The following is a 12,464-nucleotide window of genomic DNA, read 5'->3' as shown; positions in this document are numbered from 1 at the left end:
GCCCAACCTGCCGGAGAGCGATGACAAACCACTTCGCTCGTACACCACGTGCCGGGGCACGATCCTTTGCGGACGGCTTGATGCGGGACGAGGCGGCGGTGCGCGCCGCCATCACCGAACCATGGAGCACCAGCCCGGTTGAAGGGCAGATCAACCGGCTGAAAGAGCTGAAGTGGCAAATTTGCGGTCGAGCAAAGCACGACCTGTTGCGAAGCCGGGTTCTGGCCGCTGTGTAACAGCGCTGCCCGTAAATAAAATCAATCTTAGATTTTATATCATTGGGCGTGCGGAAGAGCCCCTGATTGTCGCCATTCTTACCGTGATTATCGGGCCATACGTCAGGCCACGGCAGCGTGCATCGTTACCGACCACCGCCCCTAGGGCACACACGTACTCTTCAAAACGTCGCTTCGCAGCGGTGCTCGTATCCGAAGCTGTATCCATGCCAAGCACGTAAGCACCGGCGCAAGGCCAGAAAATTGTCCTTACGCCAAGGAATGTCGTCATGACATAGTCCATAAAAGTTGAAGATTACTTTCGTGTAGTGACTTCTACTCGACCGTAACCCACCTGCCTCCGATCGATATCTAGTTTGAACCGGAAGGGTGGACTGAGAAAAATTCATTGGGCTTCTTCACCGCCATTGATACCGATTCAATGAAACAGCTTACTTAAACCGAGGAAACCTCAGGTTTTTAGGTCAGCCCGCCATCTTGCTGTTTGGAGGCAGAGGATTGCCTAAGTAACTTTATTAGCACGCCTGAGAGCAGTCCCTAACAACAACAGGTGGCGGCTGTGCAAGTTCCCCTTCTTTGCGATCAAATGCCGGGCACTAAAGCTCCGGGGAGCCTGCCAAGATCGGTTCTCCCCAACCCTCCTTCCCCAGACACACCTGCTGTGAAAGTCCTACATGCGGCAGAAACAGTAAAAGGGGGGGTGGCAACAGTACTCCGCCTCCTTACATCACAGTTAAAGATATACTGCGAAAACAACGCCGTCCTCCTTGTCCCTGAGGAGCAGATTGATGAGATGCGGGGGCTCAGTGTGCGGGTCGAGACCTTCCGACGATCGGGGCGAAACCCCTCCTCTCTATTCCGCTTTGCCGTGCGGCTTGCCGTGACGGTGTGGAGAGAAGACCCTGACGTGGTCCACCTGCACAGCACATTCGCTGGCGCTGTGGGACGGGTGGTTCTCGCGTGCATGCGGCCAATCCGGCACCCTAAGGTGGTCTACTGTCCCCACGGTTGGCCGTTCATTATGAAGGTTGATCGCGTGCGTCAAATCGCCTACGAGGCTGCAGAGCGGGTTCTTGAATCCTTATGCGACGCAATTATTTGTGTTAGCCGCAATGAACAAGCAGTCGGCCTCCGCGCTGGGCTTTCAGCCGGAAAACTAGCCGTTATTCCCAACGGTGTGCCGATCCCTGCGGATACGGCACCATGGTTGCCGTTTGATCGTTCGGGTCCAGATTGGGTTGATGTCCTCTATGTAGGTCGATTCGACAACGCTAAAGGCACAGATTTGCTATTTTCGGCGATGGAGCGGCTAGAGCATGCCCCCGTCCGCCTAATCGCGATCGGGGCCGCGGATGATCCGCGGTGGACTCCGCCGACACTGCCGAATGTCACTTTGACAGGCTGGCTCAACGCCGAGCAAATCCGTTCTTACCTAGCCAACGCCGACGTGGTGGTCGTTCCATCGCGTTGGGAAGCTTTTGGGCTGTCCGCCGCCGAGGCCATGTCGTACGGATGCCCGGTGCTTGCTCGTGCGGTGGGAGGTCTCCCTGAACTTGTTATCGACGGTAAAACGGGCCTTTTGTTCGAAGCCGACGACCCAAATGTTCTGGCCGATCTGCTTGCGAGGACGCCCCGCAAACGTTGGCTTGAGCTCGGCGCACACGCCAAGGCGCATGTGGCAGCGAATTACTCGGCTGACGCCTGCATAGCCGCAACTAACGACCTCTACACGCGCCTTCTTGCAGCCCCGCGTATGGTGCGTGTTCGTACCGTCGGTGGGGCTGCAGCGGAGGAGGTCCAGTGACCGCCTCCTGGGACCATCGATCATCCGCCGCCGCAAGTTTCATAGCGGTGACACGAGGCGCAGCAATGGGGTGCCGGCTGCTGCTTGTCATGTTCCTCGCGCGCTATCTCGACCTAGAGGCCTTAGGAGCATACGGCCTAGTTGCGGGGGGGGCCGCTGTCGGGCCTGTGCTCTTAGGGCTAGGATTGACACACCTAATCGCCCGCGACGCAGAAGCGCAAGACGGCGGAACGGTGGCTGGCGCCATGTGCCGGGCTTGGGGAATCGCTGGGATCGGCTACACCGCAATTCTGGTCGTTGGCATAGGGTTCTGTGCGGCTGGAGCGGCGCCGGACTGGTTGTGTTTGGCGGTGGCTGTCACCTTCTTAGAGCACATCAACAATGATATCTTCCATGTCCTCAGCAACCGTTCGCGCCCCCTCCTCGCCAACGTTGCGATGTTCGTGCGCTCGGCGGCTTGGGTGATCATCTACTTAGCGGTTGCGGTCGCTTTTCCCCAGTTTCGCTCTTTGGAATGGGTGCTCGTTTTATGGGCTTGTGGCGGGTTCGCCGGCGTTGCGATCTTCGCTGCAGTGACAAGGCGTTGGCTCTGGCGTTCGGCCGCCAGGACTGCGCTGCGGCGTTCCACAATCACGGACGCCCTGTGGCGCGCTCGGCTTCTCTATGCTGCTGACCTGGCGGCAGTGTCTGGGCTTTACCTGGACCGCTACCTTGTTTCGCTATTCCTTGGGATTGAGGCCGCGGGCACGTATTTCTTGTTCTGGTCCGTGGCAAACGCAGCTAACACCCTGGTCACTATGGGTGTGATGCAGATCCAGCGTCCGAGGCTTATCCGCGCGTGGCGGATCGGCGGCGCAGCTTCGCACCGAAGGTTGGCTAGATCGTTTGCCAACCGTACGGCTGTGGCGGCTGTGGCGATCTCCACGGCAATCGGCCTTGCATTCCAGGTGGGAGCGCCACTCGCCGGTGTGCTTCCCGTCAATACCAACATCTCCACCATCTTCTGGGCAGTCATGGCCGGCACGGTTGTACGGACCCTGTCTGACTTCGGGGCAATGGCGCAATACACCGCAGGACTCGATGCAGCAATGGCCATGTGCAACCTAGCGACCGCAGTGATGTCAGCAACATTCCTCACAATTCTCGTGCCCGTTGCTGGAATTGCCGGTGCAGGGGCCGCCGCGGCGCTGGCTTTTACTATTTCCGGGTGGTTGCGACTGCGCACGCTGCCTGCAACGGAATGCCTGCAAGCAGACCAACTCGACGCAGCGCAAGGAGATTGAGACCATGACCGACGCATTCGGCACACGGGGGCCAATCCTACAAGCGTGCGTCCAAGGGACTGGGCGCGGCTCTCCCGACGGCGGCGAAGATCTATTTTGGCACGTGCGGCGCCTCTGGAGATTGGCGTGGCGCGCTCGGGTTATGATCGCGGTTTCCGCTGTCGTCGGGGCCTTGCTGGCTGGCTTGTGGGCAGGGGCGGTGCAGCCCCTTTACACGGCTTCAACTGAAATTGTCTTAGAACCCGAAACGGCCGTTCGTGTCCTTCCTGGGGTTCCGGATGAAGCGGAAATAGACCCGGAGGCCTTCGCTTCGAAGGTTGCCGTGCTCCATTCCCGAGATCTGCTGGCGACGCTCGCTGCCGACCTGACGCTTGAGCGTGACCCAGAGTTCAACTCGCTACTTCGGGAGCCAGCTTCTTTGACGCAGGCTGCATGGGCCGTTTCCAGCGCGCTGCGCGAACTCATTGGCGCTGGACCCGTCCAAGGGCTGTCCTCTCCCTCGCAAAGTGTTCATACGACTCTTGCTCAGCGCATCGCGGTCGAGCCGGTGGGGCGTTCCAAAGTGGTTCGGGTTTCTGTATCTTCACACGATCCAGACAAGGCTGCGCGGATTGCTAACCGCCTCGTTGCGCTCTACGCTGAAGCCGAGGTCGCCGCAAAACGCAAAGCTTCAGAAAACGCTGCACGTTGGCTGTCCAAGCAGGTCAATGAACTCCAAGAGCAGGTCGCTACAGCCGATCGTGAACTCCAAACTTACCGTGCGCGTGCTGGCCTAGTCCGGACGCTCGGCGACGACACGGCGGCACGGCGCATTGATGCTCTCGTTCGTCAGCTTGTTCAGGCACAAGCTCGCGAGGCAATGGCTCTGGACCAAGCCACCCAGCTCGAGAATTTGGCAGCTACACCTAGTGGCGCGGCCGAACACCCGAGTGTAGTCGCATCGGAGGCGATGGCCCGCCTACGCGATCAGGAACAATCACTCAAGAGACAAGCGGCGGACATGGCTACTCGCCTGGGCGAGCGCCATCCGGACCGCCAGGGTATCCTGCGTCAGCTCGAAGCCAATCGGGCATCTCAAGCAGCCGAGATAACGCGGATTGCCGCCTCAGCCCGCTTGGCGGCAGCAAGCGCCTCACGTTGGCGGGTTCAAGCCGAAGAAGCGCTACGTGCCGCGCAGGAGATCGCATACGATCCTCAGGCTGCTGTTGAAATCAACGCTTTGGAGCGGCGCACTAGCGCCATGCGGACGCTTTATGAGAATTTCCTGACGCGCTCCAAGGAGGTGGTGGCCGGGATGAGCCTCGGACAGTTGCCCGCTCGCGTCATTTCGACGGCTGAGCCCCCAAGCGTGCCGTCCTTTCCACGCACCAGGCTATTGACAGCCGGGGGGGGCGCACTTGGAGCCGCACTGGCCTTCATGGTGGCCTTTCTGCGCGACCGCACCTGTACCTCGATCCGTAGCGCCTCTGATGTTGCAGAGGTGGCAACTGTGACTCCGATGGCTATTATGCCAGCTATCTCTGGGCGCGCCCGGCGGGCCGGTACCGATGTCATCGAGCGGGATCCAGTCTATGCCGAAGGACTGCGCCGGCTTGCGCTCACGCTGATGCTGCGCGTAGACGGCCCTGTGTCCGGCCGCGTCGTTGCCGTGGCATCCTCGCTTTCTGGCGAAGCTAAGACTTCAACAGCGGTGGACCTCGCCATCATCATGGCCGCGCTTGGACGGCGCGCTGTTGTTGTGGACGCTGACCTGCGTAAGCCCGACCTGCACAGAATCGTCCGTCTTGCTAACTCGCATTCCGGGCTCTCGGAGTGCTTGTGCAGGGGGATAGATCCGGTGGATGCGGTGGTGACCGCTTCGTGCGGAATTGATGTCCTACTCTCTGGATCTATGACATCTGAAGCGGCGGGCGTGCTGGTCGCGTCCTCCGAGCGGCTCGCTGATGTCTACACTGCACTTCGTCGTTGCTATGACTTGGTGATCGTCGACACGGCACCCGTCGCCGCAGCGTCCGAGACTCTGAACGTGCTGCGCCTTGCCGACGAGACCGTCTTCCTAGTGCGCTGGAATCGAACGGATCGCGAGTTGGTGCGTAGCAGCATTGACCGTGTTCAAGACTTCGGCGGTCGGGTCTCTGGAGTTGTGGTCACGCGCGCCAACGTGCGCGATCTCCCCCACTATGAACGCGGTGACGCTGCGGCTTACCACCGTGCGCTAAAACGGTATTACAAGGTGTGAGCGCACCATGCAGAACGATGCCTTGCAGTCACCTCGGCGCGATCCCTTCGCGACTGTGGTGTGCTTCGCTTTTCTTGCCGTCCTTATGGTAGGAAGCACACCGTTCGGAGCCGAGTCCACGGAGTCGATCGACAAGTCTGGAGCGGTCGACGGTCTGCGCCAAGTGCTAATAAGCGGCCTCTTCGCTCTAGCCGTCCCTCTCCTGCTCGTCCGCGCACGCCGGCTTGGGCCAATCCTTTCTTCGAACCCTTTTCTTGTTATTCTTGCAATGTGGTGTGCTGTCAGCGTGCTGTGGTCGCCGGTCCCTGATCTGGCAGCGCGCCGGGTGCTCGCGGGCGGCCTAGTCGGGGCACTTGCCTTATTATGCGCTTCGCTGTCGCCGCGCAGCTTGGTGGGTGTACTGTTAGGGGTCACCGGCGGGGTGATGGCAGCCAACCTGCTGGGAGCACTTTTCGTGCCGGGTTTGGCGTTCGACCACGAAGGCCATCTCGAAGGATTGCACCCACAGAAGAATGTCGCTGGGTACGCCTGCGCTGTGTCGTCCCTGATTTGGCTGTCTGTCGGGCTTTCCCGGCGAAACAGCTGGCTGGTAGCCGGTGGTCTTGCTTGGGGCGCCGCTCTGGTGCTGACAGGATCGCGGACCAGTCTCGGCATGTTTGCCGCGGCCGCGGCTCTGATCCCCGTGTTTCTCGCCGGATTGCGCCGTGGTTTTGACCGAGGGCTCTTTGCATTGGTGCTGGTGGCCGTAGCGGTTGGGATGGCGCCAGCGGTGTATGCGGCGACAGTGGTCCTGAGCGGAACCTTTGGAGATGTGACCTTCACCGGGCGGACAGAGATCTGGAGCTTTGTCTGGCGCAAGACGATGGAAGCACCGTTAACCGGGTTCGGATATGGATCGTTCTGGGCGGTCGGGGACAAGGCACCGGCTTTGAGGGAAGCCTCCGAACAAGTCGCGCGCTACACCGAGGCGCACAACGGCTTCCTTGATGTGATGGTTTCCGTGGGCACAGTGGGGCTTGCTCTGAGCGTTGCGGCGCTCTTCCGCCCCTTCATTGGCATTTGGAGCTACCGTCCAGGCGCATTGACGTCCGAGTCTCAAGATGTGGTCCTGCTTGCGATGGCACTACTCGCCTTTGGCATCGGCCATAACGCTTTAGAATCCTCTCTCCTGCAAGGAACCGGCGCGCTCTGGGCGCTGATGGTCGTCGCCGTTCTTACGCTCGGCGTGCACTTTCCCGGCCGGTCCGGCCTGCCGACTCAGCTCCGGTCGACCGCAGAGCATTCCGGTCGCGTTCTAGGACCAGCCGCAGCGCGGACTGCCCGTCTGGCTACCGCCGTCGCTCACCCGAACGACGCTAAATGCCCCACGAATCTGTGAGACGGAACATGGTTAAGACTCCCGACATAGCGGTAATCATGGCCGCTTATAACGCCGACGGCACCCTGCCAGACGCCGTAGCAAGCGTTCTCGCGAGCACAGTTCCCGTGCATCTTTTTGTAGTTGACGATGCCAGCGGAACCCCGGCAGAGATGGTGCTGCGCAACGCATTTGGGTGCGTGCCAGATTGGGTGGAGGTGATCCGCAACCACTGCAACCTGGGTGTCTCCGCTACCCGTAACCGCGCGCTCCGACATATTCTCGCGGAAGGCTACCGCTACGCCGCGGTCCTTGATGCTGATGATATCGCGCACCCGGAACGTTTCGAAAAGCAGGCCGCATATCTGAATACTCACTCGTGTGTTGCCGCAGTCGGATCCTGGGCAAACGCGGTTGACGAGCACACTCTAGCCGTCGTGCGGCGTGTGCTTTATCCTTCCTCCGACCCAGAGACGGTCCGCCGAGATCTCTGCTTCGACAGCCCGATCGTGAACTCAAGCGTAATGTTCCGTGTCGACGCTCTGCGCGAGGTCGGCTTATGGGATGAACGGCTCCGCACGGCGGAGGACTACGATCTCTTCTGTCGCTTGGCTGCCCGTTTCGACTTAGCCAATCTTCCCGAGATCCTGGTCGATTTCCGCCTGTGCCGTACGGGACTCTCGCGGGCCGGAATCAACGCTCAGAGGCGGGCGCGGCTGCGTGTCCAACTCCGCTACTTTCCGGAGCGGGCGTGGCGCTGGCAAGCCTGGGCAGGGATAGTTCGAAGCACCGTCCGCCTGCTTGTGCCGACATCTTTGGTCGAAGGGATGAAATCGCGGCGCATAGCCGTGGAGCGCACCTGAACGATGGGACGCCAACACGGCCACGCCGAATTCACCGCATTTCTCGCCAGAGCATTCGCAGCTTTGGCAATTTTTATTCTCCTACCACTTCACCCGGCAACTGGCGGAGTGTGCCCAGGGCCGTCTCCTAGGCTAGGTCCCCTTCTCTTTGCCGAGGAGTTCGATACGCCGCTTGATTTTACTACTCAGAGACAGGCAGGCAAGTGGCGAGCCAACGATTTTTGGCAGGACCCTCTCACCGGGTATGTTGATTTTGGCGGTTCATCTTGGAACGTCAACCCAAATGAACACCCGTCCTACAGTCCATTCGAGGTCGCGAATGGCGTACTAAAGATATCGGCATTTCGCACGCCGGCAGACCTGGCCCGCGACCTTGCGTCGCGCGGCATCGTGCCATCCCCCAAATGGAGCGGTGGAATCCTGATCACGGACAAGGACCGCTTTTCGTTCCTCTACGGTCGCGTTGAGGTGCGAGCGAGGCTTGTCGGTACCGGTCGCGGCATGTTCCCGGCGATTTGGCTTTACGTTGCCGACGGACGCAGACGGGCAGAGAAAAGCGGTGCCGAAATCGACCTCTTTGAGGTCTCCGGGCATGCCGACGGCCGCCCATGGGAGGCGACTTTACATCTTCGCGATTATCTAGGAAACGGCCGGGAGATCCGCCTCCTCTCCTCGACTCTTGACCCAGAAGAGTGGCGGAGCTACAGCATTGACTGGAGTCCATGTCGCATCACTCTACTGTTGGACGGGCAGCCGGCGGGCTCAATTGAAGGTGAAGACGCCGCGTGGTTCAACGTGCCTATGGGAATTAGGCTGAACTACGCAATGGACGGTGACATGTTCCCACCGTGGCGGCGCTCAAGCGCATCAACCCCCGACCACCTTTCTATGGAAGTGGACTTCGTACGCGTATGGGGAGCTGGAAGCAGGTAATCTTACTCCGTCTTGGTGGATCTTGAGGGCAGCATGATCAGTGTTCGCCAAATAACGCCAAGCTAGCACTGCTTTGGCAGTTCTATTGACGCCTGTGCGGGACGAGCCAGGATCGTGCCCCGGCACGTGGTGTACGAGCGAAGTGGTTTGTCATCGCTCTCCGGCAGGTTGGGCCGGATCAGGTTGCCACAGCGGACAACCTGGAGACGTCAGTATGCCCCAACGGCGTCATGGTCTCCAAGCTCATGTAGCGGCGGCTGGCCGCCCACTCATCATTTTGCTCCAGCAGGATGGCCCCTCCCAGTCGGAAGATCGCCGCTTCATTGGGGAATATGACGACGACGTCGGTGCGCCGCTTGACCTCGCCGTTGACGCGCTCGAGGGGATTGGTCGAGCTGATCTTGGTCCAATGGTCGGGATGGAAGTCCATGTAGGCGAGGACGTCGTGTTCGGCCTCGTCCATCAGCGTGGCAAGCTTGGGGAAGCGCTCGCGCAGGCTATCGGCGACTTGGCGCCATTGCCGGTGGGCGGCCTTGGCGGTCTCCTGGGCGAAAGCCGTGCGGATCGCCGCTGCCACCATCGTGCGTTGCGGTGCAGCCACGTGTGCCATCGCATTGCGATAAAAATGGATCCGGCACCTCTGCCACGCCGCCCCGAACACCTTCGCGGCGGCCGCCTTGAGGCCCTCATGCGCGTCCGAGATGACCAGCTTCACGCCGCGCAGGCCGCGCCGCATCAGCGCGCGCAGGAACTTGGTCCAGAACACCTCAGCCTCGGAAGGCCCGATGTCCATGCCCAGCACCTCGCGCCGCCCATCGGTGTTCACGGCCACCGCGATTATCACCGCCACCGAGACGATGCGCCCGGCTTCGCGCACCTTCACGTAGGTGGCGTCGATCCACAGGTAGGGCCAGTCACCCTCCAGTGGTCGGTTCAGGAAGGACTGCACCCGCTCGTCGATGTCAGCGCACAAGCGGCTGACCTGGCTCTTGGAGATGCCGGTCATCCCCATGGCCTTGACCAGCTCATCGACACTGCGCGTCGAGACGCCCTGGATGTAGGCTTCCTGAATGACCGCCGTGAGCGCCTTCTCCGCTGTCCGGCGCGGCTCGAGAAAGCCAGGGAAATAGGAGCCCTTGCGCAGCTTGGGGATCTGCAAGGGGATGGTTCCGGCCCGGGTATCCCAGGCCCGCTCCCGGTAGCCGTTGCGCTGGTTGACGCGCTCGGCTGTGCGTTCGCCATGCTCGGCGCCGCACAGGCTGTCCACCTCCAGGTTCATCAAGCTCTGCGCGACGTAGCCGATCATTTCGCGCAGAAGATCCGTATCCGAGCCCTTCTCCAGAAGCTCGTGAAGCGCCATTCTGTCCATGGTCATCGAGGTTCTCTCCAGCAGCGTTCAAGGTGTTGCAACCCGAACCTACCGGAGATCTTCGATGACCGCCCCGCTGTGGATAAGCGGCCCGCCTACGCCAGCTTTTGGGGGCGCTTCGGCGGGCCGCTTACCCACAGCTCGTACACCACCTCGCGGGACGCAGCCCGAGCCAGCACCGACAACAGGGACATCGGATCGGCGCGGTCTGATGAATATGCGCGAGAATGGCTCGGCATACGGCGGGCAGCGCCGGTTGCGGTGGCGGTCCGTTGCTGCGCCTTTTTCCCCCGCTCCGGTGCTGCAGCGAGCCGAAGGTGTTGGAGAAATGCCAAGGTCATCATCCCCAGAAGCACATGACGGTACGTGTCAACGCGAATGAAACAGACGGGATTTCAGTTCAAGCTCGGGACACTTGCGTGATCGGAGGCGCCAGCAAGCTGGTCGCCGCGTCCGTCCGCTTTCAGGATGCCGGCGAGCTCAGGTCGCACAAGGCCCTTCCGTCCCACCCCTTGGGGTGGGTCCCGATCCCGAGCTTGAACTCAAATCCCAGCTGTCTCATTCGCATTGACACGTTCCGTCACGTCCTCCGTGGAGCGCGTCAGGATCCCGGCGACGACGGCGTCGAGGTCGCCGCCGCGGTAGAGCGTGCCTTCGATGCCCGCCCGCTGCGCCGCCTGCAGGTCGGTGTCGCGGTCGCCGATCAGGAAGCTGCCCTTCGGTTCCACCGGCCACTCGGCCATCGCCTGCAGCAGCATTCCGGGCTCCGGCTTGCGGCAGGCACAGTCGGTCCGATAGGGCGGCTCGCCATGCTCGGGATGGTGTGGGCAATGGTAGAAGGCGTCGACATGGGCGCCGACGGCCTGCAGTTCCTGCTGCATCCAGCGATGCAGGGTCCGCACATGCTCCTCGCCGTAGAGGCCGCGGGCGACGCCGGCCTGGTTGGTGACGACGAAGACCAGGAAGCCGGCGTCGTTCAGCCGCTTCACCGCCTCCCTCGCCCCCGGCATCCAGGTGATCTGGTCGGGGCGGTGGGCGAAGCCGATGTCCTCGTTCAGCACGCCGTCGCGGTCGAAGAAGGCGGCTCTGCGGCGATCGGCGTTTGGGGCCGGGTGTGACTCGTCGGACATGATGGAGGCGGGCATGATGGAGGCGGGCATGATGGAGACGGACCGTCTTTCTCGCGGTGGCAAACTTGCGGTTCGGTCCGGTTGAAAAGCCGCCCAGGAGCCGCCGTTGTCAACCCGGATGCTCAACCCGGATGCGGCCTTTCAGCCTGCGCCAGCCGCCGGAGGGTGCCGGTCAGGCGGCGGACATGGCTGCCCGGCCAATAGAGCCGGCCGCAGCAGGGGCAACTCGTCAAAGTACTTCCGTTGGAGGCACTGCCGAACGGAGCGGTCAGGCCGCAGGCGCCCGGCGGAACCTCCGCCAGCCTGTCCGGCGGCGCCGGGCGCAGCAGGCAGTTGTCGATCAGGCAGCGGGTGAAGGGGGCCTGCAGCCAATCGACCGGGTAGGCGGCGGTCAGCGAGCGGGCCTGCTCCTCCACCGACTGGCCGCGCAGCAGGCATCCGTGTCGGCCGGCGGTCTCTGCCAGCCGGCGGTCGCGGGTCAGCAGGATGCGCCCTTCCGCCCGCGCCCGGTCGAGCAGCGCACGGTCGGCTGTGCCGGCCGGTGCCAGGGCGGTGTCGTGGCCGGCAGCCCGCAGCAGGCGGGCGAGCCGGCCCAGCATCTCGTCACAGAACCAATTCATGCCCCGTCAACAAAGCAGATCACGCATCGATAAGATGATATGGTTTCATGAAAATATATCTTCATCCCACGCCGTCATCTCACCCCCGCACCCTCGCCCCGTTCGATCCGGCGGACGCAGCTCAGCAGCAGTTCCTCCAGGTTCAGCGGCGGCATGTCGATGTGGATGGCCTCCAAGCCGCGGTCGCGGGCCCGGACCGTCAAGTCGTGATTCGCCGCGGCAATCGACAGCAGGACGGGGCGCACGGCACCGCGCATCGCCGCCAGCCGGTCGAAGGCCGAGGGCCACGGCCCGCAAGCTCCCCGGCGCTCCGGACCCGTCTCCCCCACCACGATCAGGTCGGGAACCAGGGGACCCCGCGCCAGCAGCGCCAGCCCTTCGTCCATCGTGCCGCCCGCCACGACCCGCCACCCCAGCGTTTCCAGATAAAGCCGCAGCCCTTCGCGCAGCAGCGGATTGCGGTCGGCGACCAGTGCCCAGCGCACCCGGTCCCCGATCCTGCACAGGACCGGCCGGCAGACCGCCGGCAGGATGGCGTCGTCCATTCCGCAGTCGTCCGTCATGGGGGCCTTGCTCCGCTTCGATGGCTCCTGTTTCCGGCAGGGGTGATCCAACAACTTTTGAGGAAAA

The 12,464-nt window shown here is 62.0% G+C and carries 10 protein-coding genes and 1 pseudogene; 7 read left to right on the top strand and 4 right to left on the bottom strand.

Going from position 1 to position 12,464, the window contains the following annotated elements:
• Positions 1 to 65: 65 nt before the first annotated feature.
• The 7 genes and pseudogenes from B9N97_RS34855 to B9N97_RS08400 all read left to right on the top strand — a co-directional run.
• Positions 66 to 236, top strand: a pseudogene (locus B9N97_RS34855) (ISL3-like element ISMdi2 family transposase); the annotation flags it as partial.
• Between the two features lie 586 nt (positions 237 to 822).
• Positions 823 to 2,040, top strand: a complete 1,218-nt coding sequence (locus B9N97_RS08425; RefSeq protein WP_085085267.1) for a glycosyltransferase — start codon at positions 823 to 825, stop codon at positions 2,038 to 2,040.
• A gap of 350 nt (positions 2,041 to 2,390) precedes the next feature.
• Positions 2,391 to 3,323: a hypothetical protein gene (locus B9N97_RS08420; RefSeq protein WP_143266532.1), complete on the top strand. Its 933-nt coding sequence runs from the start codon at positions 2,391 to 2,393 to the stop codon at positions 3,321 to 3,323.
• A gap of 4 nt (positions 3,324 to 3,327) precedes the next feature.
• Positions 3,328 to 5,562 carry a GumC family protein gene (locus B9N97_RS08415; RefSeq protein WP_085085263.1) on the top strand — a complete coding sequence of 745 codons (2,235 nt, stop codon included), beginning with the start codon at positions 3,328 to 3,330 and terminating at the stop codon, positions 5,560 to 5,562.
• 7 nt (positions 5,563 to 5,569) lie between these two features.
• Positions 5,570 to 6,940: an O-antigen ligase family protein gene (locus B9N97_RS08410; RefSeq protein ID WP_085085261.1), complete on the top strand. Its 1,371-nt coding sequence runs from the start codon at positions 5,570 to 5,572 to the stop codon at positions 6,938 to 6,940.
• A gap of 8 nt (positions 6,941 to 6,948) precedes the next feature.
• Positions 6,949 to 7,782 (top strand): glycosyltransferase family 2 protein, encoded by an 834-nt coding sequence (locus B9N97_RS08405; protein WP_208621179.1) that lies wholly within the window; start codon positions 6,949 to 6,951, stop codon positions 7,780 to 7,782.
• Positions 7,783 to 7,785: 3 nt separating this feature from the next.
• Entirely contained in the window at positions 7,786 to 8,715 is a 930-nt protein-coding gene (locus B9N97_RS08400; protein ID WP_085085257.1) for a glycoside hydrolase family 16 protein, read from the top strand.
• Positions 8,716 to 8,893: 178 nt separating this feature from the next.
• On the opposite strand, the gene B9N97_RS08395 is transcribed toward B9N97_RS08400, so the two are convergent.
• From B9N97_RS08395 to B9N97_RS08380, 4 genes are all read right to left on the bottom strand, one after another.
• Positions 8,894 to 10,090 (bottom strand): IS256 family transposase, encoded by a 1,197-nt coding sequence (locus B9N97_RS08395; RefSeq protein ID WP_085085255.1) that lies wholly within the window; start codon positions 10,088 to 10,090, stop codon positions 8,894 to 8,896.
• Between the two features lie 536 nt (positions 10,091 to 10,626).
• Positions 10,627 to 11,244 carry a D-glycero-alpha-D-manno-heptose-1,7-bisphosphate 7-phosphatase gene (locus B9N97_RS08390; RefSeq protein ID WP_244560615.1) on the bottom strand — a complete coding sequence of 206 codons (618 nt, stop codon included), beginning with the start codon at positions 11,242 to 11,244 and terminating at the stop codon, positions 10,627 to 10,629.
• 92 nt (positions 11,245 to 11,336) lie between these two features.
• Complete coding sequence (locus B9N97_RS08385) at positions 11,337 to 11,834, bottom strand: Mut7-C RNAse domain-containing protein (RefSeq protein ID WP_085085253.1); 498 nt, start codon at positions 11,832 to 11,834, stop codon at positions 11,337 to 11,339.
• Between the two features lie 74 nt (positions 11,835 to 11,908).
• Positions 11,909 to 12,397: a response regulator gene (locus B9N97_RS08380; RefSeq protein WP_085085251.1), complete on the bottom strand. Its 489-nt coding sequence runs from the start codon at positions 12,395 to 12,397 to the stop codon at positions 11,909 to 11,911.
• Positions 12,398 to 12,464 lie beyond the last annotated feature (67 nt).

It is taken from the genome of Azospirillum oryzae, from assembly GCF_900177515.1.
Taxonomy (GTDB): Bacteria; Pseudomonadota; Alphaproteobacteria; order Azospirillales; family Azospirillaceae; genus Azospirillum; species Azospirillum oryzae_A.
The sequence above is the reverse complement of the archived record's forward strand: the minus strand, read 5'-3'. Positions and strand labels throughout refer to the sequence as shown.